Genomic DNA, 23,841 nt, shown 5'->3' with positions numbered 1-23,841 from the left:
ATCCGGCTATTATTTAACCTGAATGTAACAATTCAGGCAATAATTTTACATAATACTAAGGGTATTTTACCCCGGGATAAATTGAGATTATTCAGTTTATCACAGTTTCGTGCAATATGAAAAACAGCGGCACAGCAGATAGAGTCATTACGGTCAATAAGGATGAGCTGTTCAATAGTTCTTTTAAATACTGCGAAGATATCGCAAAAAGTCACTACGAAAATTTTCCTGTAGCATCACTGCTGCTGCCTAAGGAAAAGCGCAAATATGTTTACGCTATTTACGCTTTTGCCAGGGCCGCAGATGATTTTGCTGACGAAGAAGGAATTGAAGGCGGCAGCCCAAAAAGGCTGGCACTGCTGGATGAGTGGAACGAAAAGCTGAAGGATTGTTACAACGGCAAGGCTTATGACCCCATCTTCATAGCGCTTGGCAAAACAGTTGAAGATTGCAGAATACCAATAAAACCGCTCGAGGATCTCCTCAGCGCTTTCAGGCAGGATGTAGTTAAAAGCAGTTACAGCACGTTTGATGAAGTTCTGGATTACTGCAAACGCTCTGCAGACCCCGTTGGCAGGCTTGTGTTAATGATCTTCGGCTGCCATGATGAGGAGTTCTTTAAATATTCAGATAAAATTTGCACTGCACTGCAGTTAACGAACTTCTGGCAGGATGTTGAAGTTGACTTAAGGAAAGACCGAATATACCTGCCCGAAGAAGATATAAATAAGTTCGGGTATTCATACCGGCAGCTTGAAATGAAGCAGGATAACGGATATTTCAGGAAACTGATGGAGCATGAAGTTGAAAAAACAATGGCGTTGTTTGATGAAGGCAGGAAGCTTATAGAAATGACTGAAAAAAACTCAGAGACAAGAAGGCTTTCAAAGGAATTAAAATTAACATGGCTTGGCGGAACAACAATTTTAAATAAGATCAAAGAAATTAACTATAACGTTTTAAATCAAAGACCCAGGATTTCAGGGTTAGATAAAATAAAGATATTTTTAAGCTCACGATTTTAAAATTTAACATAACAATTGTCAACAGAACATATTGAAATAACGCAATCAAGCAAAACGAACTTCCTTTATTCGTTCTCGCTGCTGCCTAAGGAAAAGTATGAGGCCATAAACACGGTTTATGCTTTTTGCAGGCAGACTGATGATATTGTTGATAATGAAGATGATTCAACCGAGCTTAAGTTCCGCAAAATACGGGAATGGAAAAATGAGTTTGAAAAAGCGCTCAAAGGCTCTTCAAGCTATGCATTGCTGAACCAGGTCACAAAAATAATCAGGAATTTCAATATTCCTGTTGAGCCTTTCTTTGAGCTTATTAAAGGTATGGAAGCTGACCTGCAGGTTTCGCGTTATAAGGATTTTAACACCTTATACCAGTATTGCTTCAGAGCAGCTGCCACAGTTGGGCTTATGTGCATAGAAATTTTCGGCTACAAAACACAAAGCGCAAAGGAATACGCGGTGAATCTTGGTATTGCACTGCAGCTTACCAATATTTTAAGAGATATAAAATTCGACGCTTTGAACGGCAGGATATACCTTCCTGAAGAAGATATGAAGAAGTTCGGTTACACCGAAGATGACCTGATGAACTTCAGGTATAATGATTCATTTGTGGAGCTGATGAAGTTTGAATGTAAACGCGCACGCGAATACTTCGAAAAAGCCAATAACGCTTTCGCGAAGGAAGACCGCAAACAGCTTTTCCCCGCGCGCATAATGCAGAAGATATATTTTAACATTCTCCAGAAGATCGAAAAAATGAATTACAATGTGTTCAGTAAAAAAGCTAAGGTTTCAAAACTGAAAAAATTATATTATACATTCGGGGTTTTTGTTAAGTATAAAATAGCATATTGAGTAATAGTGTTACAGTTAACAAAAGTGCAGCAGTAATTGGCGGCGGCCTGGCGGGACTCTCAACAGCCGTTTTCCTGGCACAAAAAGGTTTTAGGGTCACTTTAATAGAAGCCTCCCCTAAGTTTGGAGGCAGGGTTTATTCGTTCTTTGATAAAACATCAGGCTTAACAATTGATAACGGGCAGCATATACTTGCAAGCTGGTATAAAAATACGTTTGAATACCTGAAACTGATCGGTACCTATGAAAAATTAAGCTTTCAGAAGCAGCTTGAAGTAATATTTGCTGATGTTAACAGGGCTCAGTACTCACTTAAAGCTTCAAAGCTCCCTCCCCCGCTGCATCTTGCGGGCGGAATAATGGGATATAAAGCCCTTGGCTTAAGTGATAAGCTTTCCATTGTGAAGCTTGTTAACGGGATAAAAAAGAATCGCTATCCGAAAGCTGAGCTTTTGAACATGAATACAGATGAGCTTTTCCAATTGAGCTCACAAACTGATAAGGCTACAAGATACTTCTGGAAACCGTTCATCATTGCGGTTTTTAATGCAGAGCCTGAAAATACTTCGGCAAGTATGTTCTGTGATATGATAAAGCTGGGTTTTATAGAAAAAGGCGGTTCTGAGCTTGTTCTGCCAAAAGGTTTTTTGAGTGATATCTTTATCAAACCGGCTGTTGAATACCTGGAACGAAATGGTTCTAAAGTAATCACCAATAACAGAATAAGTGAAATTAAGATTAACAATAATACTGTAAGTGAAATAATACTTGAAGATAACACCGCTGTTAAAACCGATTTTTATGTAAGTGCTGTACCGTTCTTTAATTTTAAAAATCTTTTAAGCGAAACAGATCACAAAAAGTATTTTAAAGGGATAGAGGAATTAACTTCCTCACCAATTGTCAATATTCACCTGAAATTTGATAGTGATATCAGCGGTATTCTGAAAACTGATTTTGCGGGACTGCTGAACACAACATCACAATGGGTATTCAGGGTCACAAATGACCAGGTTTGCGTGGTGATAAGCAGCGCAGCCGCTGCCGCAGAAATGAACAAGGATGAACTGGCAGAGCTTGCAGTAAATGAATTAAATCAATGCCTTCCGGAATTCAAAAAGCTGAAAGTTACAGCTTCCCGGGTCTTAAAGGAAATGCGGGCAACATTCATACCTGATAAGAATTCATTACGCCGGAGGCCTGACTGCATAACAGATGTTTCAAACCTGTTTTTGGCAGGTGACTGGACAAATACAGGGCTTCCCGCAACAATTGAAGGAGCTGTTAAAAGCGGAAAAACCGCAGCAAACGAAATATTGAAGCTGATTTAAATAATAAGTTTAGAACAAAAAAGTATAAATAAATAAACCAAAAAATACCTAAAGGAAGGGTAAAACTATGGGATATCAAAATCAAAACGAAGATACAAAAACCGGAAGTGCGCCGGTAGGTATCAGTTTGAAAAAATCTGAAAGCAAGGAAGCTGAAATTCAGCGTTTACTGCTTGAAGAAAGAATGAGGCTTGAAAAGGAATACGGCGTTGAAGCAACACGTATAGATCATTTTAAAAGACCGCTGGAAAACACTTTTACAAAAGATCAGCGCGCCAATACTACAATTTTATTCGGCGGGTTAACATGGAAACATGAAAAGCTTATAAAAGGTGTTCTCCAGGGTTTGGGTTACAAAGCCAGTGAAATTCCAACCCCAAGCAAAAAAGCCTTCCAGTTAGGCAAGGAATACGGCAATAATGGCCAGTGCAATCCTACTTACTTCACAGTTGGTAACCTTGTGGAATACCTCCAGAACCTGGAGAAATCAGGGTTAACCAAGGAACAGATCATTAATGATTATGTATTTTTCACCGCAGGCGCATGCGGCCCATGCCGCTTTGGTATGTATGAAGCTGAATACCGCCTTGCATTGCGTAATTCAGGCTTCGAAGGCTTCAGGGTGCTTATATTCCAGCAGACAGGCGGCCTTGAGCAGGAAGAAATGGAAGCAGGACTTGAAATGAACCTGGACTTCTTCCTCGGAATACTTAATGCTATGAATATCGGCGATATCTTAAACGATGTTGCTTACCAGATAAGACCATACGAAGTTAATCCAGGTGAAACCGATAAAGTGCTTGAAGAATGCATGGATATGATGTATGAAAGAATGAAAGGCAAAAGATATTTTGACTTTAATTCAAAAATGGGATCATTTTTAAGCAAGCTTCCGGGCTCAAACTACGTTCAGCGTTTTGTTGACCAGGTAATGAGCGACTATTACATTGAAACTCTCACTGAGATCCAGGCGAAGTTCAATGAAGTTAAAGTTGACAGAACAAGAGTTAAGCCGATATGTAAAGTTACAGGTGAATTCTGGGCGCAGACTACCGAAGGTGACGGAAACTTCAATATGTTCCCCTTCCTCGAAAGAGAAGGCGCGCAGCTTTTGGTTGAGCCTATTGCTACATGGATACTTTATATGCTTCACCAGGCTAAGAATATGTACCATGACAGAAAAGGAATTAAAGAAGGTGAAGAAGAGCCGAAATCATTCCAGGTACTGAAAAAACTGAAGAACCTGACAGATTATAAAAAGACAGTTACAATTCTTTCGATCGCTGAAAGCGTTTTTGACCGTGAATACAACAGAATAAGAAAAGTATTCAAAGGCATGCCGCATGAGCTGGCAAACCAGCTTGAAATGCAGAGACTGGGCCACCCGTTCTACAATTCAAGAGTAGAAGGCGGCGAGGGTCACCTTGAAATAGCAAAGAACATTTACTACGTAAACAAAGATCTTTGCCATATGGTGCTTTCACTTAAGCCATTCGGCTGTATGCCTTCAACACAGTCAGATGGTGTTCAGTCAGCGGTTACTTCAATGTTCAAGGATATGATATTTATCCCGATCGAAACATCAGGCGAAGGCGATGTAAACGCTCATTCAAGAGTGCAGATGGCTCTTGGCGAAGCAAAAGCGAAAGCCAAGCTTGAATTCAAAAAATGTCTTGATGAAACAGGATATACACTTGAAGAGATCAAAGCTTACGTTGAAGCAAACGATGATCTGCAGAGGCCGTTCTATCATTTCGGACACAAAAAAGGCGTAATTGGTGTAGCTGCTAATTTCGTACTTCATGTTTCGGATAGAATGAAGAAAGACGGAATAAAACCTGTTGCAGCAAAAACTGAAGCGGTTAAAGCTTAATAAATGTTGAACTAAGAAATTTATTTATTATATGACAAATCAAAATAATAATAAAGGTAACTCTCCGCTGTATATCGGTTTTGATGTCGGTTCAACAACTGTTAAAGCTGTTGTAATGGATATTGATACTGATAAGATACTTTGGTCTGATTACCAGCGCCATGATACCAAACAGCCTGAAAAATCTCTGGAGCTGCTTAAGGCAATAGAAGATAAGATTGGCAAAGATGCCCTGGAAGGCGCAAGAATTTTCATAACGGGTTCAGGCGGAAGCAATATCGGAAGGTTCCTCGGCGCGAAATTCGTACAGGAAGTGAACGCAGTATCACTTGCGGTGGAAAAGTTCTACCCCAAGACACTTTCTGTAATTGAATTAGGCGGCCAGGATGCGAAGATAATTGTTTTCAAAGAAGATCCTGAAACCGGCAAGAAGAAAAAAATTCCTTCTATGAACGATAAATGTGCCGGCGGTACTGGCGCTGTTATCGATAAGATAAATGCTAAACTAAAAATACCGGCAGCGGAGCTGTGCAATATGGGTTACTATGGACTTAAGCTCCACCCTGTTGCAGGTAAATGCGGTGTATTTGCTGAAACTGATATTAACGGCCTTCAGAAGTCCGGCGTTCCCGCCGATGAGCTTATGGCAAGCCTGTTTGAATCAATCATTCAGCAGAATATGTCCGTATTAACCCGCGGTCATACATTAAAGCCTGAAGTATTACTGCTGGGTGGTCCCAACTGTTATATTAAGGGAATGATGGACTGCTGGAGGGCTAACATTCCTAAAATGTGGGATGAAAGAAATGTACCGTATGATAAATCAGTACCTATTGAAGAGCTGATCAGGGTTCCCGATAACGCTCAGTATTTTGCTGCTATAGGTGCAATTGAGTACGGCAAGGAAGAAGAACCTGAAATTGGCAGGTATAAAGGCTATGCTGACCTTGAATATTACATTAATGTTGGCAGAGCTGAAGAAAAGAAAAAACTGATGAAGCTCTCAGGCGGCGGCGGTCTTTATAAAGATGATGCTGAGCTTGATACTTTTAAGGAAAAATATAAAATTCCCAAATTCACACCCGCTACATTTAAGCCTGGCGAAGTTATAAGAGGGTTTATTGGACTTGATGGTGGCTCAACTTCAACCAAAGCTGCGCTTATCTCACTTGATAAGCAGGTGCTTGTTAAAGCTTACCAGCTTTCAAAAGGTAACCCGATTGAAGATACTGTTGATATTTTGCAGAAAATTCATGACCAGGTTAAAGAACAGGGTGCAACCCTTGAAATACTTGGTATTGGTACAACCGGTTATGCAAAAGATATATTAAAAGATGTACTGCACGGTGATGTAGCGCTTGTTGAAACTGTTGCTCATACACAGGCAGCGCTTCATTTCTACCCTGATACTGATGTGATTGTTGATGTTGGCGGCCAGGATATTAAGTTAATTATATTGGACCAGGGGCGTGTAACTGATTTTAAGCTGAACACTCAATGCTCAGCAGGTAACGGTTATTTCCTCCAGTCAACAGCACAGGGATTCGGTTATGCAGTTGAGGATTTTGCTGATGTAGCATTTTCGGCAAAACAATATCCTACCTTCGGTTACGGCTGCGCCGTTTTCATGCAGTCTGATATCGTTGATTTCCAGAGGCAGGGCTGGAAACCTGAAGAAATCATGGCGGGCCTTGCGAACGTATTGCCAAAAAACATATGGCTGTATGTATCGCAGATACCGAATCTTGCAAAGCTTGGCGAAAACTTTGTGCTGCAGGGCGGTACTCAGCATAATCTTGCAGCTGTAAAAACACAGGTTGATTTCATTACCGAAAGATTCAAAGGCAGCGGAATTGAACCGAATGTGTTTGTACACAAACACACAGGCGAAGCCGGTGCTATTGGCTGCGGTATTGAAGCTGCAAGGCTTTATGATAACGGTATGCGGACCCAGTTTATTGGACTTGATAAGGTTGCGAAAATTGTATTCAAAACCACAAGGAATGAATCTACTCGCTGTTATTTCTGCAAGAATAAATGCCTCAGAACATTTATTGATGTAGCAACAGATGAAAAGGCTATTCCTTTTGTAAAAGATGAATCAATTCAGCTTCCCAAAGAAAAAATTGTCAACCCTGATTCAAAGGTCCCTTTGGTTGATGGTACTCAAAGGCTCATTATCGCAACATGCGAAAAAGGCACCGTTGAAGACCTTAGCTCAATGAAGGATATCAAAAAAGGGTTGGACGCGATAAAGGATATTACTCCTAACCTGGTTGAGCATGCTGCTGTTGAAGTATGGAAATCCCAGGAACCTAAGAAAGTAATGGATGAAATTCCTGTGCTTTCAAAGATCGAAGAGCTGAAAATGAAATTCGATAAAAAGGCTAAGGAAGAATTCGATAAACGCGTAGAACTGATGAAAAACAGGAATAAGGTTGTAATTGCTATTCCAAGAGTGCTGAATATGTACGCTCACACTCCGTTTTTCACAGGATATTTTGAAGCTTTAGGTATTAATCCGGGTAATATAATATATTCTGAATACACTAGTGAGGAATTATACAAAGAGGGCGCAAAGCGCGGCGCAATTGATCCGTGTTTCCCTTCAAAAGTAGGTATTCCGCATTTACACAACTTAATTTATAAAATTCACAAAAAGAAGAAGATCGATTACATCTTCCTCCCTATTGTGGATACTATTCCATCAGACCTGATATACGCACAGCAGCATCATGCATGTCCAACAGTTACAGCTACCGCAGAAGCTGCGAAAGCTGCTTTCATTAAGGAAAGCGACATCTTTAAGGATAACGGTATTGAGTATGTAAATACATATTTGTATATGACCGAAAAGAAGCTTTGCGCAAAACAGATGTTCGATGAATGGGCTCCGAAGCTTGGCTTAAGCAAGGAAGAGAACGACAGGGCTATTGATGAAGCATACGCTGCCCTGGATAAATATACAAACAATATGAGAAGCCATGCGCGCAAAGCGCTTGAGCAGCTTGAAAAGGATAACAAGATAGGAATAGTTGTTCTTGCAAGGCCTTATCATAATGATCCCGGTATGAATCACGAGATACTCGAGGAATTCCAGAAACTCGGTTACCCTGTCTTCAACCAGGATTCACTTCCAACAGATGAAGATATACTCGAAAGGCTGTTTGGCGATGAGGTGAAAGCCGGGTTAATAAAAGGCGGTATGGATGTTGGTGATGTATGGAAAAATTCATACAGTGAAAACACAACCCGTAAGGTATGGGCTGCAAAATATACTGCCCGCCATCCTAATCTGGTTGCGCTGGAGCTTTCTTCATTCAAATGCGGCCATGATGCACCTATTTATTCAGTCGTTGAAGAAATAGTTTCAAACAGCGGAACGCCGTACTTCTCATTCAAAGATATTGACGAGAACAAACCGACAGGCTCAATTAAGATACGTGTAGAGACTATTCATTACTTCCTGAAACGCTACAGGGAAGATATGATAGCCAAGGAAAAGAAAATACTTACAATTCAAGAAAAGATGAAAGAATTTGAAGAAAAGATAAGGAAACAGTATGAATTACAGGAAAAACTTGATGTTATTCATAAACAGCAGGGTACCGGCAAATATCATAACGGCAGTCTTAATTCCAATGCTATTGAAATCGATCTCAGCAAGGTAAAACCGGCTGAAAAATCAACTTCAAACGGCAATGTGAGTTCAAAAACTGAGGTTAAAGAAACTGTAGAAGCTTAAATTCAGGATTTAAACAATATAAAGCCGGTTAAATTTTTAACCGGCTTTTTTATTTGGATCTTTGAGAAAAACGGTAAAGCTCAACTTTTTGAGGTGCTAGGTAGTATGTCATATTAAAATCTTTTGAGTATTTTTCACTTAGTGATCTTATATATTTAGCATATTTTGTTGTATCAACTGAGCTGTAATCCATAATAACCCAGAATCTTGGGGGTATTTGAATTTTTATTGAATCCAAAACTTCATTCCACCCATATCTGACGAAGGCAGCATTGGGGATTTGCAGATTATCCTGTTTTTTGTAATAATCTATGACCCATCCATTGTAATGCGGCTCAACGTAGATCCTGTCCCCTGCCTTATGGTCTGTTTGGATCTGTTCTATCAACCTTCTGTAATCATCATTTTTGAATTTAAAAGAAAAATGGATTGTAATGCCGTAAATATTCACCGATAAGTATATTAACAACAAAATAAATACCAAAGGCTTAAAATTCCATTTCGAAACCCCGTAAACCAGGAAAATAGTAATAAACGGAACAAGTATGCTTAAATACCGGTAAAACTCAATTTTTTGCCTGAATGAAATTATCCCCGCTAAAATTAACGGCACAAATAATATCAAAAGTAATAACAGTACCGTGTTATTCCTTGGTTTATTGCGGTGTATAATAACTCCAACCAGGGCTGTTATAATTACAAATGCAGCAAAATATGTAATGTAATTTACCAGATCCAGATCAGTATAATAATAATATAAGCCTAAGTTAAGATCGCGGACATAATTCACATACTCTCCAAGTACCTGCGTAAATGTCTGGGGTACCCGCCATGATTGCCCTCTTCTCATATGTGAGATCAGGTCTGGCAGCCATAAAATATATACTGCAAGTACACCAAGCCATAAATACAAATATGATATTACCTGCTTTCGGTCTTTAAAGTTAATTACTGCAATATAAATAACTTCTGCCGCAAGTATAAAGAAAGAAAAATAATGTGTGTAAAGTGCCGCGGCTGTAAAACCAACGTAAAGAAGCGAATATTTATCCTTATATATCCTGTGATGGCTGTGTTTAATATCAGTAAGCTTCATCAAAAAGTATACTGAGCCTGCGTTGAGAAACAGGTTCATTGCTGCCATCCGGACTTCCTGTGAATAATAAATATTCAAGGGTGAAACAGAATATAAAAGCAATACAATGAATGCCTTCCAGGGCTCCATAATTCGCTTGCTTAACGGATAAATGAAAAAAACTGCAGCAGAGGTAAAAATTGATGATAAAAGTCTCATCGAAACTACTGAATCGCCAAAAAGAAAGTTCCATATTTTTAAAGTGAAGTAATACAGCGGAGGGTGAATGTCATTTGAGGTTCGAACGATGATTTCATAGAATGAATCCATGCTTAAATGCCATGAAAAAACTTCATCAAACCAGAGATTTTTCTGTGATATAAAGGTAAGCCTAAGTGCCAGGCAAAAACCGAAGAGAATAAAAAGCAGGAATTTTTCAGTTTTTTTATCCATTAATGATATTTATTCGCCAATAAACTGGAAAATTACTTTTCTTTTCCTTGGTTTTTCATCAAAATCCATTAAAATTACCTGCTGCCATGTACCCAGTAAAAGCTCTCCGTTTAAAAAAGGGATTGTTTGTGAACATCCGAACAATGTTGAGCGCAGATGCGCATGTCCGTTATTATCTCCCCATGTGCTGTTATGGTGATATTTTTTTCCGCTGGGAATAAATTTTTCCAGTAATTCCGGCATATCTTTTTTAAGGCCGGGTTCATACTCAATTGTGCTTATAGAAGCAGTTGAGCCTGTTACAAATACTGTAACGTTTCCGTTTTTCAGCTTTGTTCGTTCATAAGCGCTGAATAATTGATCAGAAAGATTGACAATATCACAATCTCCCCTGGTTTCAAAAAAATGATTTTCAGTTATAATTTTCATTTTCAGTAAAAAGAATTATTTTTTTGATAATTAAGTATGAAATTTAATCCTTCGAGAACAGTATTTTCCCTGTAAATATATTTAAAATTAACATTATTTTTCAGCAGAAAAGATGAGCCGCCTGTTAATATCACTGTTAATTTACCGGAATACTGTTTTCTCACAGCGTTTACAATTCCTTCGGTAGCGAATTTCATGTAATTTATAAGGCCTGATCTAATTGCTTCTTCGGTAAATTTGCCTATCAACGGAGTATTAGGCTTTAATTTATTGTAGCCTATAAACGGAAGAGCAGCGGTTTGGACTTTAAGGGCTTTTGAGCTTGTCATAATACCCGGAGCTATAATTCCACCTATAAAATCACCATTTTTCAAAATTAGGTCATAAGTGTTTGCAGTCCCAAGGTCTATAACCAATACATTTGTTTTTTTATTTTGAGAGAGGTACCCGAACACTGCATTGCAGATTCTGTCTGCCCCAACGGTAAAAGGATATTTAACTTTAAGTTTAATCGGTAACTTACTTTTATAATTAACGGTTAGTGGATTTATTTTAAAAATATTCCTAATAGTTTTACTTAACGTCTTTTCGACTTTTGGAACAACAGATGATATCCCGATTCCGGATATTTTCACATCATTAGAATAATACTTAAGGGTTGTTAAAAGCTCTTTAAGGCTGCCGGTAGGACAGTGTTTTTGTTTGATAATTTTAATTCCGTTAAAAACGGCGAAATGAGTAAAGCTGTTGCCAATATCAATAAGTAGGTTCATAAATTAAAAGTACATTCATAAATTAATAAAAATGCCTGTATAAAACAGGCATTTTTATATATTAGAAATATTTAAAAATCAGAATTTACCTGCTTAATACAAGTTTTTTGATCTCATCCCGAAGTGAAGCTGCTTTTTCATAATCTTCGCTGTCTATTGCTGTTTTAAGGTCAGTTTGTAGCTTGTTTAATTTTCTGGTATATGGATCCGTTATCTTTTCCTGTGTTTCAGCAGTTTCCGCCGGTTTAAAAAGGTCATCAGCAGGGTTCTCTTCATCACCTTCTTTATCAGGCAAAAATGCAACTTCATTCATTACTTCTTCATTTACATAGATTGGTACAGCAAATTTAAGAGCCAAAGCTATAGCATCAGAAGGCCTTGAATCAATTTCATCAACACTTCCAACATCCATTTTGATCTTGGCAAAAAATGTACCATCCCTAAGCTCATTGATATAAACATATGATATCGAAAATCCGAGCTGTTCAATAATATTTTTTATCAGGTCATGGGTTAAAGGTCTTGGAGGCTTAATTCCCTCAAGCTCTAATGCAATATGCTGTGCTTCAAAGCTGCCGATAATTATCGGAAGCCTTCTTTCGCCGCCAATTTCTTTCAAGATAAGGGCATACCCTCCGCCACCCGGAGCCGGCGTGGGTGATAGTCCTAATATATCAACCTGAATTTTATCGTTATCCATTAAACTCTGTTCTTTCCTTTTCTAATTCGAAAGTACTTTTCTGAACTCCTCAGTTAAAGCAGGCATAATTTCAAGCGCATCAGCAACAATACCGTAGTCCGCTATCTGAAAAATTGGCGCATCTTTATCTTTATTTATTGCCACAATGCATTTTGATGATGACATTCCTGCAAGATGCTGAATTGCACCGCTAATTCCAACAGCAATATATAAGCTTGGAGAGACAGTTTTACCTGTCTGGCCCACCTGGTCTGAGTGCGGCCTCCATCCTGCATCTACAATTGCTCGTGAAGCACCGGCTGCACCGCCTAAAACTTTTGCAAGATCTTCGACAAGGTAAAAGTTTTCTGGTCCTTTTAAGCCCCTGCCGCCTGATACAACTACATTTGCTTCAGTTACATCAAGCTTCTCATTGCTTACCACAACATCTTTTACCTGCACATTTATATCGGTATCAGCTATTGAAACGTCCACTTTCTCTGATTCTGCTGTTATTCCTTCAGCTTTAAGAGGTTTAAAAACATTAGGCCTTAATGTAAATATTTTTACAGGTGAAGTAACTTTCACTTCAATTAGCGCTTTACCTGCATAAACAGGCCTGGTGGCTATTATGTTTCCGCCTTCGGTTCTGATATCAGTACAATCTGCAACCAAACCCGCTTCAAGTTTTGCTGATACACGGGGTGAGAGGTCTTTACCCATTGCTGTAGCAGAAAGAATTATAATATCAGCCCCTCGATGTTTTGCTGTATCAGCAAGTATTTTAGAGTATGCAGTGGTTGAATATTTTTCAAGCCTGGGGTCTTCAACAATTAAAACTTTTTTTATTCCGTACGAACCAAGCTCCCCGGCCAATGGAGATACAGCATTTCCGATCAGAATAGCTTCTGCTTCGATACCAAGTTCTGATGAGAGTTTTACAGCAGCAGATGCTGTTTCAAAACCGGAATTTTTTATTTTATTATCACGTGATTCAATAAAAGCAAGAATTTTTCCCATTATATCACCTTTGCTTCCTCTCTTAACAGTTTTACAAGTTCAGGAACTGCAGATACATCAGTACCGACGATCTTTCCTTTAGGTTTAGGCTTTGGAAGTGACATTGTCAATATTTCAGTTTTATTTTCTGTATAAGTCGGCTGTCTTTCCTCTATTGGTTTTGATTTTGCTGCCATTATGCCTTTCAGATTAGGGTATCTTGGGTTGTTAAGTCCGCGCTGAGCTGATATCGCAACAGGTAATGTAGATTCAACAACTTCTTTACCGCCTTCAATTTCACGTTCACAGGTAACTTTATTACCTTCAATGTTTAAGCTTACAACAACATTTATTGAAGGAATTCCGAGCATTTCAGCTGTTAAGCTTCCTACTTGTGAATCATCGTAATCAATTGATTGCTTTCCAAAGAATATTATATCTGCGTTAATTTCTTTAAGCACATCGGCTAGATTTCTTGCTACAGTGTAAGAATCCATTTCGGCATCTGATTTTATTAATATGCCTTTTTCGATTCCCATAGCATACGCTTTTTTTATTGCTTCTTTGTTTGAATCTTTACCTACGGATAAAACTACTGTTTCTCCGCCGTTTTTTTCTTTCAGCTGAAGTGCCGCTTCAACAGCAAATTCATCATACGGGTTTATAATATATGTAACTCCTGCAGGGTCGATAGTTTTTCCGTCAGAACCTATCTTTACTTTCGTAGTTGTATCAGGTACCTGCGAAACACAAACTGCAATTTTCATTGGTTTACCTTCCTCTTAAAAATGTAGATTTTTTGCTTATATTAACAAAAATAGCTAATTTTTGCCAAATGTTCAATTACCAAATTAGTGCAAAATCCATAAAAATAAAAAGGAACAGCAAAACTGTTCCTTTTTCAGATAATTATTATTTTTTAAAAGACTATTTTACCAGGACCATTTTATTTACCTGCCTGTAATTTCCGGACTGCAGAGCATAAAAATAGATACCGGATGCTAAATCAGAGCCGTCAAAATCCACGTGGTACTTACCGGGCTTAAAATTGCTTTCTGTAATTACAGCAACAACTTCGCCAATAGAATTATAAATTTTAAGGCTGACAATTCCTTCTTTAGGTACATCAAAGTTAATAATTGTTTTAGGGTTAAACGGGTTAGGATAATTATTATACAGCTTGTAACTTCCCGGTACAGTAGTACCTATCTGTGAAATACCTATTGTTGATCGTTTTATTGTTACCAAAAACGAAGATGCAGCAAGTAATGTATCAAGTCCGTTAGTTGCAGAAACTCTCCACGTACACCTCAATGAATCTCCTGTGTAGCCAATTGTTGATGCAAGACTATCCAGAAAGCTTTTTCTGAATGTGCTTACAGAATCTACTCCATTGTTATCACTTGTATAATTGTAATCCTGATTTGTTCCTAATTTCCTGATCTTAAAAGTATATTTAACAGAAGGATCAGGATTTGCCTTTCTCCAGGTAAATTTCACAGGTGAAAGATCTGAAGAAGATACTTCAACTACTGATAAACTTGGAGGGCTCTGCAGTTGATATGAATTTAAAGGGACACCTGCTACTTTAACATAATTTACAAACGTATAGGTGTTTGAACCGAATGAATTTGTTGCTGTAAGTGAAACTGTATATGCGCCGGTTTGAGTATATGATATATTAGATGGATTTTTTACTGAAGAAGTAGAAGGATTTCCTCCAGGAAAACTCCAGCTCCATGAAGTAGGTGTATAAGTTGAAAGATCTGTAAAATTTATACTACCACCGACTATCGGTAAATTTGCCGTATCAGACGTAAAATTAGCTACAGGAGCGCTTCCGGTTACAGCATTAATTCCGGGCAATGTATTTACATTTGAATTATTAGGGTCAAGCCAGTCTTTCAGCTGATTTGTTGAAGAACCTCCATATCCCCATGACTGAGATAGTTTTCCAAATACTTTGTAAACTGCCTGAGGATTTTCACATTGGGAAGCAATTCCTCCCAGATTCTGTCCTATAACCAGCTTATTCTCATCATATAAAGGGCACCCTGAAGATCCTCCTTCAGTCATGCCAATATCCCAGACTACTTGCCAAAAACCGTTCACTAACCTTCCACCAAAACCGTTTGAGGTAATAGCTGGATTATTATCTATTGAAATTTTTTTATTTGCTCCACCCGGATGGTGAATTGCTGTTTCATTAGCCGGTTGATTACCTGTTCTATCCCAGCCGTTAAAAAAACCATTATAAGAAGCAGGTAATGTACCGTTTATCTGCACCAGCCTGAAATCCGTCATATAATTTGCTGCTTTTAAAGTTGCTCCCGAAAGAGTTTGAGCAAGTGACCCTCCATTACCCCAGCACGATGGATTTTCATAATTAAAATAAAAAACCATGCTTGAATGGTTATCCGGTGAACAGTGTTCAGCGGTTAAGTAAAGTAGGCTTCTATCCTGAAGGGTGTTGTTCATTAATGAACCAGTGCATAAATACCCGCTACCTCCTTGAGTAAATGTTATTCTGGTAACTGAACGTTTTTCCTGTACCCAGGGAGCACCTACCGGGCAATTTATATTAATATTGCATTGTAATTCAGCTACACTAAGTAATCCGTAAATATCCTTATAAGCATGAACTACCTGTCTGATACTGAGTTTACCTTTACCTTTTGAATGTACTGGTTCATAATATTCTATCACGGTTGCATCTCCTCTTGTAGGGGCTGTAGAAAAATATCTATCAGAAGTATTATTAAGCTTTGAAAAAGCTCCAATCACTTCAGATTTATCAGAATTATAGAGATATAACAACCCACCTTCAGGCATATAAAATTCATCATAAAATAAATTTATAGAATATGCATTCTGAGAAGTTATTTCAAGTCTCCATACCCTGCTTCCATCTTGCAGTGAGGTCCATGTTCCTGAATTATTAAGATCAAAGTTTACTTCAAATACTTTTCCATATCTGAAAGGTACATCCGGTTTTGAAATGTTCATCCGGTCTTCATCATACATAGCTTCCACATCAAAATGCGGCATTTCAACAGACTGATAATCATTGTTCAGAGAAGTTAGTGAGCTGATGGGTTGCCCACCGGAATTATACTGTGAAAATATAGGATGAAAACACAGAAGGATAAAAATTGAGGGTAAAAACAGAATATTAATATTTTTCATTATTAAATAATTAATTAAATGGATGATTGGTTTAATTTACTATTTTAAACAGATTTTTCAGGCTGATATATTTACAATATATATGAATTTATAAATTAAGTAAACCCATTTGAAAAAATATAAAAAAAGCCGTATAGAATACGGCTTATTATACTTAATTTAATAAAATTTATTTTTTATAATTTTTCATAATTTCTTCCATTTCCTTGGTCTTATCTTTCAAATCCTGAAGATTCTTTCCGCCATCTTTCATGTTTTTCATGTCTTCAAGCATATTTGTCATATCCATATATTTAACATCCTGTGGAGCTTTAAACATATCATCGGAAACTTTAACATCATTTTCAAATTTAACAGCCTTCATATACGTTTTGCCGTCTGCTGAACCCATCCTTAATGGAACGGTTTTTTCATATAGGCTTACAGTAAAATTCTTTTCTTTATGTTTATAAATTTCACATTTATAACCTATAATTTCTTCTTCACCTATCTTATCCATTTTATCAAGGTAGTCACGGAAAGTGTTTACATCAACATTATCTTTTGTTTCGCTGAATTTTGTTTTATCAAACTTCATACCCATTTTAACCCCGGCAATTTCACTGACAGTATAAACAACATCACCTCCATCAAAATATGCTACCGCAGATAATTTTTTCCCGTCTGCATCGAAAGTACTGGTTGAACGGCATTTTTTGCCATCATAAATAGCTTCGACAGTACCTTTTCCTTTTTCATTTCCGGTCACTTCAAATTCTACCTTAAAAGGTTTATCTTTCGAAAATGTAGTTTTATCATTTGATTCTTTTGTATCAGACTTTTTATCATCAGTTTTACCTGTGCTTTCATCTTTTTTGCCGCAGCCGGTAATAAGTGAAAATGCTAAAACGAAAATCAAAAATAAATTAGCAATAAAATTGAGTTTTTTCATTATTATAATATTTAAGTTAGTTATTTTATATACAATGGACGGTAAATATAATCTATCGGGTCAACAAGACCTGCCTGCTGAAATCCCTTTAATCTTAAAGCACATGAATCACATTCGCCGCAGGCTTTTTCTTCAGATTTATAACAAGACCATGAAAGCTCAAACGGGGCATTAATTGACGCTCCTTTTTTTATGATCTCATATTTTTTCAAATGGATAATAGGGGTTTCTATTTTAATTTCAGTTGAAGGTTTTGTTCCAAGCGCAATAACTTTATTAAATGCCTCATAAAATACCTCCCTGCAGTCAGGGTAACCGCTTGAATCTTCTTCTACTGCTCCAATAAATATCTTGCTGGCATTAATTACCTCTGCCCAGCTAACAGCAATAGAAAGTATGTTAGCGTTCCTGAATGGAACATACGATGTTGGGATATCTTTATTATTCAGATCTGCTTTGGTTATTTCAATACTCTTATCTGTCAGAGATGAACCGCCGATCTCAGCAAGATAATTTATATTAACAATCAATCTATCGGCAACCTTATAATGATCAGCAATATCATTAAATGCCTTCAGCTCACGCTTTTCTGTCCGCTGACCGTAATTTAAGTGTAAAAATGCAAGCCGGTATTTATCAGATGCAATTGCCGCTGTTACCAGTGAATCCATTCCCCCGCTTACCAATATTACAGCTTTTTCCATTACACTCCCCTTGCCTCAGGATGCCATATATATTTATGCATCTGCAGCTGAAACCTCACATCCAGCTTATCCTGCAGGATCCACTCAGCCAGCTGAATATTTTCTACTTTATCAAAAACAGGTGAAAGTAAAACCTGTCCAGCTTTATTTACCAGGTCATACTTACTTATCATTTCCTTAACCCATTCATAATCATCTCTGCTGCCTATTACAAACTTCACTTCATCATTTGGCTTTAAATATTGAATATTTTCGTACCGGTTCTTTTTTTCCATTTTGCTGTAAGGGGTTTTAAGATCCATGATCACTTTAACACGGCTATCAATATTTTCAATTGGTAATGAACCTCCCGTTTCTATCAGCACTTCAAAACCAAGGTCACATAGCTCTTTCATCAGAATATGGACATTTTCCTGAACCAAAGGTTCACCCCCGGTAATCTCTACCAGATTGCATTTGTATGATCTTACTTCCGCAATGATATCATCAATGGATCTGTCTGAGCCTTCGTAGAAGGCATATTCAGTATCGCAGTAAACACATCGAATATTGCAATATGTTAATCTTACAAATACACAAGGCAGTCCTGCTTTGGTAGATTCACCCTGGATAGAGTGGAATATCTCGTTGATTTTAAGTTGTGCCGTATCCCCGCGAAAGCGGGGAACCATTTGTGATTCTAAATTACTCATCTTTTTTTTCCGAACAACAAATCTAACTTTTCTATGTTTGAAAGGTTTTTCTTAAATCCCAATGATAATTCATTCCATTCAGGATTAGTTCTCTTTATTAACTCAATTTTCCAACTTCTATCCCATTTCTTTAATTGTTTTTCCCTTTTCATAGCCTCGTCTAAATAAATGTGTCTTTCAAAATAAACTAAATTGGTTACTTTGAATCTCTTTGTAAAGCCATCATATTTGAAATTTTTATGTTCTTCTATTCTTTTGAGAATATCGTCAGTGAAACCAACGTACAAAGTACCATTTCGTTGACTAGCTAATATGTAAACAAAATAATTCATATTTGATTGGATCCCCGCTTTCGCGGGGATTATATAAGAAGCCCCTTTGCCAGCAATCTCGATTTTTCTGCGTAGCTGTTTGGACTCTCATAAATCTTCACCGTTAATTCTTCGAACTTATGCCCTTTAATATCAAGCAGTTCATTAGTAAGCTTATCGGTAAAATCAGCACAAATGTTTTCTACTGTTGAGTGATAATCAACTACAACTTTTTTCATTTTATTCTTGGATAAAAAATCGAGTACCTTTTTATCACCCCTCCAGCATAAGAATGCATGGTCGTATTTTTCGATTATTGGCTTTACGATTCTGTTAAGGTCAAAAAAATCTATGACCATACCGTTCTTATCCAGTCCGCCTGTAATTTCAACATTCATGCGGTATGAGTGGCCGTGGATATTTTTGCATAAACCCTTGTGAAACGGTAAACGGTGTCCCATTTCCCAGTGGTATTGTTTTGAGATTTTCATAATTCACCAAAGTTAATTAAATTTGAAAGTAATTTAAAGGAATTTCAGCATTGGAAAATAATAACATAGAAATACTCCCGGTTAACACTCCTGAATTAACAGAAGAAACTAAACGGCTTTTTAGAGAATATGAAAAATGGCTGAATGTTTCTTTGTGTTTCCAGGGATTTGAAGAAGAAGTAAACACTCTGCCGGGTAAATATTCACCCCCTGAAGGCAGGCTGTATATTGTGAAGTATGACGGCAAATACTCCGGATGTATTGCTCTTCGTAAAATTGAAGACGGCATTTGTGAAATGAAACGCCTCTTCCTGAAAGAAGAATTACGGGGAAAAGGTATAGGCAATACATTGGTAACAAAGATAATTAATGATGCCAAAGATGTAGGATACAAAACAATGCGTCTGGATACCATCAAAGAGAAGATGCCGAAGGCGGTTGAAATTTACACAAAACACGGATTTGTTGAAACCGAGCCATATTACCACAATCCCAACCCCCACACACTTTTTCTCGAGCTTGATCTGACCAAATAACAGCAGTTTATCGCTATGGAATTGTTTAACTCCCTAATTTGTTATATTTTTGTAAGCATTTTAAGATATCGTTCTTTTAACGGGGATGAATTTGGTTTCGACGGGAATACAGATGTTTAAGACTGCATTCCGCGTTCTCAGCAAGCGCGTTAAAAAGGCTGAAAGTCAAAATAAACGACAACAATAATTACGCTTTAGCTGCTTAATAAATAAGCCGCTCGTCTTTTACCGCCTCCACCGCCCATTTGGAAGGTAAAAGGCGCCAAACTTTTGGGCTGGCCGCAAGGTTTACTTGAGCCGAACGGCGAGATAACTTCAAGTGTAGGTTTTGTACCGCTAATTCAGCGGGGCTGTGCAAGACTGAATCTCAAACGCTGAATATGAATGTAGGCGTCTTAATGGTCTTATTTTCGGACCCGGGTTCGACTCCCGGCATCTCCACTAGCTTCACTATTTCACTGCCTGCCGCATCTAATAAAAATAAACATTTATGAAATTCGATCTGAATAAATCAATTGAGATCTTATCCTGCACGCCATCCGTTCTTGAATCACTTCTCCATAACTTAAGCGATACATGGCTGTTTTCAAATGAAGGACCCGACTCGTGGTGTCCCTTTGATATTGTTGGCCATTTGGTACATGGAGAACAAACCGACTGGATGGAAAGAACAAATATTATTCTGTTCAGCGAAGATAAACACTTCAGGAAGTTTGACCGGTTTGCCCAGTTTGAAGAAAGCAAAGGGAAAACCATAACTCAACTGCTTGCGGAATTCCGCAAGCTGCGCGAAAAGAACATTGAATATTTAAAGAGCCTAGCATTAAGAGAAGAAAAGCTTGCACTCAAAGGTATTCATCCCTCGTTTGGAGAAGTTACCCTGAAGCAACTACTTTCAACATGGGTTGTACATGACCTGAACCACATCGCGCAGATATCACGTGTACTGGCAAAGCAATACAGCGATGAAACAGGACCGTGGATAGAATATTTACCATTACTTACTAAATAAATTTTTATAGGGGTTATTTGGAAAAAAGGTGAGTTTAACAACTCACCTTTTTATTTTATCTTGTATATTTACTTCTTACCTTTATTCTTCAGCACAGCCTTTTGCTGCTCTACCACTGCTTCTTCTTCGCCTTCTTTCTTACCTTTTTTGGTAACATAGTACTGCTCAATAATTGAAAGCAAATTGAACATGAAGTAATACAGGTTCAATCCTGCAGGCAGCGTTGTGAAAAGGAATGTAAGCATAATAGGCATAATATAAACCATCGCCATCTGCTTGGGATCCTTAACTGTCATCTTCTGCTGGATGAACATTGTAACACCCATCAGCAATGCAAGACCCGATAAGTAATCAACACCAAAGAGAGGTATCTTGAACGGAAGCTGCAATATTACATCAGGTACTGCGAGATCATGTATCCACAGCCCGAAGTATGCCTGGCGCAGCTCAATGGTGCTGCTGAACACTCCGAACAGCGCGTAAAGTATAGGCAGCTGCAGCAGCATTGGCAGGCATCCGCCTGCGGGATTTATCTTCTCATCCTTATACAGCTTCATCAGCATCTGCTGCTGTTTCTGCGGGTCATCTTTATACTTCTCTTTCAGCGCGTTCATCTTCGGCTGAAGCTCGCCCATCTTCTTCATGGATTTCATCTGGTAGCGCGTGAACGGCGTTAATACGATCTTCATCACAATAGAGAAAATAATAATAACTATGCCCCAGTTTGAAATGAACTTATGCAGGAAAAGGAAGAATGGAAGTATCGCATACTGCGCAATTGGTCTTACAAGAAAGTCCAGTGAGAACCTCATGGTTGACTGCAGGTTCATATTGTAGCTCTTTAAGATCTCGTAATCTACCGGACCGAGATAAACTTTGAACTTATTACGCTCCGACTTTTCATTTTTAACTGCCATTTTAAGGGCAATACTATAATCTTTTTCATGGCCGTTTTGCGGCAGGTCAAAATAATTTCCGGTAATATATGAGCCGTCCGCTTTTCTGCCATCGGGGATAAGGAACACTGTGAAGTATTTTATCCTGCTGCTCACCCAGTTCGTCTGGCCGTTCAGGTCTGATTTCACCGGTTCATCCTTGGCTGTAACATCAAGCACTTCAAGCTCATCACCCATTTCGGCGAAAGCCTGGGCATGACTGCCCTCTCCGTCACTGCGGTACTCGGTAAGCTTAAGTGAATGTTCCCATGCTAACTGGTACTCATAGTTGGCAATGAACTTACTGGAATTCTCAAGCCCTATTTCAACATCGAACATGTATGAATCATTCCTGAATGTAAAGGTCTTGGTGATCTTCGCGCCTGTTGTATCTACAGGCATTTCAAATACTATCTTAAACTCTTCTGTGCCGTTCAGGGTTTTTCTTTCCCACGGCTTGTATGATGAATTAAAGTAAAGCTCTTTGGTATTGATAAGCTTTCCTTCTGTGGAATTGAAAAGCAGGTTCAGCTCTCCCCCTTTATCCAGGTATAAAAGCTGCACTGGATATCCATCCCATGTTTTGAAACCTTTTACTTCATACTTAATTAACGCTCCGCCTTTAGTGGAAAACTCAGCGTAGTATTTATCTGTCTCAACTATTACAACTTTATCTTCACCTTTTTCAAACTTACCGAATAAAGCGCCGTATTTTTCTGAAACCGGCTGAACAACTTTTACAGTATCTCCGCTTACTACCTTTTTAATTGTATCGGCTGATTGCTGCTGCTTCTGCTGCTCCTGGACTTTACTGAGGCTATCTTTATTTATCTGCTGTTCAGTCTTTTTATCATCCTTTGGCGGCTCAGGCGGTTTGTTTTGACTCTGGAAATAAAGCCAACCCAGCAGAATTACACCAATTAATACAAAACCAATTATCGAATTTCTATCCATTATTATGATTCACTGTTATATTAAACTCTTTGTTATTGAACTTTTTGTTATTGAACTCTTTTTTACTTTACGCTTATTTTAAATTAATGCAGTTTAAGTTTCTTTTCCGGAACAGGGTCATACCCGCCGGCGAAGAACGGGTTGCATTTTAAAATTCTGACTGACGCCAGGTATGTACCTTTGAACAGACCGTGTTTTTGCAGCGCTTCAATAGCGTAAGTTGAGCACGTGGGATAGTGCCTGCATGAAGGCGGAAAAAGCGGTGAAACCGCGTACTTGTACAGCCTGATAAAAAGTATAAGCAGGTATTTTGGATTTAAGTATTTCAGGTTTTCGGCTTTCACTGCGGATCTGTTTTGTAGAACTGTATTATTGATTAAGACGCTGATACCGGATTTAAATTTTGTTTTCTGTTAGTTTTTTTATTTTACTTAGTAATTTAATCATATCGGGCTCGATTGCTCTGAATGTGAGCTGCCTGTGATCTGTATATGCTGTGCCTGAAAGGGTGAATAGAATTCTGAGTTTGATCTCTTTGCCTGAAGTAATTGAAAGCAGTTCAGTTTTATTCAGCCTGTAAGATTCCTTTAAGAGCCTTCTTACGCGGTTGCGGGCGCTGGATTTTTTAATTTTTTTTTTGACAATAAAAAACCGACTTTTACCGGAAAGTCGGTTTTACTGCCTGAAAAATTTAAAAACGCGTTTACATTACCGGATTCGAGCTTTTTAGATCCTGAAAGAACTTCTTCAAAAACACCAAATCCGCGGATAATTTCATGTTTCCCTAATGTAAAAATTCTGCTCAAAGTTAAAAATTTAAGTTAAATTCAGTTAATAAACCAAATCATC

General features: G+C 38.1%; 23 protein-coding genes and 1 other RNA gene. 8 read left to right on the top strand and 16 right to left on the bottom strand.

What is annotated here, in order from left to right; translation table 11 throughout:
• Positions 1-116: 116 nt before the first annotated feature.
• The 5 genes from hpnC to J0M37_11470 all read left to right on the top strand — a co-directional run bounded on the left by hpnC (position 117) and on the right by J0M37_11470 (position 8,832).
• Entirely contained in the window at positions 117-1,025 is a 909-nt protein-coding gene (hpnC, locus tag J0M37_11490; GenBank protein MBN8585707.1) for a squalene synthase HpnC, read from the top strand.
• A gap of 15 nt (positions 1,026-1,040) precedes the next feature.
• Entirely contained in the window at positions 1,041-1,883 is an 843-nt protein-coding gene (locus tag J0M37_11485; protein ID MBN8585706.1) for a squalene/phytoene synthase family protein, read from the top strand.
• On the top strand, positions 1,880-3,214 hold the full coding sequence (locus J0M37_11480) for an oleate hydratase (GenBank protein ID MBN8585705.1): 1,335 nt from the start codon (positions 1,880-1,882) through the stop codon (positions 3,212-3,214). Before J0M37_11485 ends, J0M37_11480 begins: the two co-directional genes overlap by 4 nt.
• Positions 3,215-3,398: 184 nt before the next feature.
• A complete protein-coding gene (locus J0M37_11475; GenBank protein ID MBN8585704.1) occupies positions 3,399-5,087 on the top strand; it encodes an activator of (R)-2-hydroxyglutaryl-CoA dehydratase in 1,689 nt (562 codons plus the stop codon).
• Positions 5,088-5,118: 31 nt separating this feature from the next.
• Complete coding sequence (locus tag J0M37_11470; protein MBN8585703.1) at positions 5,119-8,832, top strand: CoA activase; 3,714 nt, start codon at positions 5,119-5,121, stop codon at positions 8,830-8,832.
• 49 nt (positions 8,833-8,881) lie between these two features.
• Here J0M37_11470 and J0M37_11465 read toward each other — a convergent pair whose 3' ends face one another.
• From J0M37_11465 to J0M37_11410, 12 genes are all read right to left on the bottom strand, one after another.
• Positions 8,882-10,360, bottom strand: a complete 1,479-nt coding sequence (locus tag J0M37_11465; GenBank protein ID MBN8585702.1) for a glycosyltransferase family 39 protein — start codon at positions 10,358-10,360, stop codon at positions 8,882-8,884.
• A gap of 9 nt (positions 10,361-10,369) precedes the next feature.
• Complete coding sequence (locus tag J0M37_11460) at positions 10,370-10,789, bottom strand: YjbQ family protein (GenBank protein MBN8585701.1); 420 nt, start codon at positions 10,787-10,789, stop codon at positions 10,370-10,372.
• Positions 10,790-10,791: 2 nt separating this feature from the next.
• Entirely contained in the window at positions 10,792-11,562 is a 771-nt protein-coding gene (locus J0M37_11455; protein MBN8585700.1) for a type III pantothenate kinase, read from the bottom strand.
• An 85-nt stretch (positions 11,563-11,647) separates the two neighbouring features.
• A complete protein-coding gene (locus J0M37_11450) occupies positions 11,648-12,262 on the bottom strand; it encodes a bifunctional nuclease family protein (GenBank protein ID MBN8585699.1) in 615 nt (204 codons plus the stop codon).
• A gap of 21 nt (positions 12,263-12,283) precedes the next feature.
• The gene (locus J0M37_11445) at positions 12,284-13,261 is read right to left on the bottom strand and encodes an electron transfer flavoprotein subunit alpha/FixB family protein (GenBank protein ID MBN8585698.1); all 978 of its coding nucleotides are present in this window, start codon (positions 13,259-13,261) and stop codon (positions 12,284-12,286) included.
• Positions 13,261-14,007 carry an electron transfer flavoprotein subunit beta/FixA family protein gene (locus J0M37_11440; GenBank protein MBN8585697.1) on the bottom strand — a complete coding sequence of 249 codons (747 nt, stop codon included), beginning with the start codon at positions 14,005-14,007 and terminating at the stop codon, positions 13,261-13,263. The genes J0M37_11445 and J0M37_11440 overlap by 1 nt, the downstream gene beginning before the upstream one ends.
• Before the next feature lie 160 nt (positions 14,008-14,167).
• A complete protein-coding gene (locus J0M37_11435) occupies positions 14,168-16,426 on the bottom strand; it encodes a PKD domain-containing protein (protein ID MBN8585696.1) in 2,259 nt (752 codons plus the stop codon).
• Positions 16,427-16,595: 169 nt separating this feature from the next.
• Entirely contained in the window at positions 16,596-17,357 is a 762-nt protein-coding gene (locus J0M37_11430; protein ID MBN8585695.1) for a hypothetical protein, read from the bottom strand.
• A gap of 20 nt (positions 17,358-17,377) precedes the next feature.
• Entirely contained in the window at positions 17,378-18,061 is a 684-nt protein-coding gene (gene queC / locus J0M37_11425) for a 7-cyano-7-deazaguanine synthase QueC (protein ID MBN8585694.1), read from the bottom strand.
• The gene (locus tag J0M37_11420) at positions 18,061-18,732 is read right to left on the bottom strand and encodes a radical SAM protein (GenBank protein MBN8585693.1); all 672 of its coding nucleotides are present in this window, start codon (positions 18,730-18,732) and stop codon (positions 18,061-18,063) included. Before J0M37_11420 ends, queC begins: the two co-directional genes overlap by 1 nt.
• 17 nt (positions 18,733-18,749) lie before the next feature.
• A complete protein-coding gene (locus tag J0M37_11415; protein ID MBN8585692.1) occupies positions 18,750-19,085 on the bottom strand; it encodes a GIY-YIG nuclease family protein in 336 nt (111 codons plus the stop codon).
• 29 nt (positions 19,086-19,114) lie between these two features.
• Positions 19,115-19,555 carry a 6-carboxytetrahydropterin synthase gene (locus J0M37_11410; protein ID MBN8585691.1) on the bottom strand — a complete coding sequence of 147 codons (441 nt, stop codon included), beginning with the start codon at positions 19,553-19,555 and terminating at the stop codon, positions 19,115-19,117.
• 65 nt (positions 19,556-19,620) lie between these two features.
• On the opposite strand from J0M37_11410, the gene J0M37_11405 reads away from it, so the two are divergent.
• From J0M37_11405 to J0M37_11395, 3 genes are all read left to right on the top strand, one after another.
• Complete coding sequence (locus J0M37_11405; GenBank protein MBN8585690.1) at positions 19,621-20,091, top strand: GNAT family N-acetyltransferase; 471 nt, start codon at positions 19,621-19,623, stop codon at positions 20,089-20,091.
• An 81-nt stretch (positions 20,092-20,172) separates the two neighbouring features.
• Positions 20,173-20,535: a transfer-messenger RNA gene (ssrA, locus tag J0M37_11400) on the top strand.
• A 46-nt stretch (positions 20,536-20,581) separates the two neighbouring features.
• Complete coding sequence (locus tag J0M37_11395) at positions 20,582-21,103, top strand: DinB family protein (protein ID MBN8585689.1); 522 nt, start codon at positions 20,582-20,584, stop codon at positions 21,101-21,103.
• A gap of 68 nt (positions 21,104-21,171) precedes the next feature.
• Here the strand turns inward: J0M37_11395 and yidC are convergent, their stop codons facing one another.
• The 4 genes from yidC to J0M37_11375 all read right to left on the bottom strand — a co-directional run bounded on the left by yidC (position 21,172) and on the right by J0M37_11375 (position 23,798).
• Positions 21,172-22,992, bottom strand: a complete 1,821-nt coding sequence (gene yidC / locus J0M37_11390; GenBank protein ID MBN8585688.1) for a membrane protein insertase YidC — start codon at positions 22,990-22,992, stop codon at positions 21,172-21,174.
• 83 nt (positions 22,993-23,075) lie between these two features.
• Positions 23,076-23,321 (bottom strand): membrane protein insertion efficiency factor YidD, encoded by a 246-nt coding sequence (gene yidD / locus J0M37_11385; protein ID MBN8585687.1) that lies wholly within the window; start codon positions 23,319-23,321, stop codon positions 23,076-23,078.
• A gap of 67 nt (positions 23,322-23,388) precedes the next feature.
• Positions 23,389-23,637 (bottom strand): ribonuclease P protein component, encoded by a 249-nt coding sequence (locus J0M37_11380; GenBank protein ID MBN8585686.1) that lies wholly within the window; start codon positions 23,635-23,637, stop codon positions 23,389-23,391.
• Positions 23,592-23,798, bottom strand: coding sequence for a hypothetical protein (locus tag J0M37_11375; protein ID MBN8585685.1), 207 nt, complete (start codon positions 23,796-23,798; stop codon positions 23,592-23,594). Before J0M37_11375 ends, J0M37_11380 begins: the two co-directional genes overlap by 46 nt.
• Positions 23,799-23,841: the final 43 nt, after the last annotated feature.

The organism is Ignavibacteria bacterium, assembly GCA_017303675.1.
Lineage (GTDB): Bacteria > Bacteroidota > Ignavibacteria > Tepidaquicellales > OLB5 > OLB5.
The sequence above is the reverse complement of the archived record's forward strand: the minus strand, read 5'-3'. Positions and strand labels throughout refer to the sequence as shown.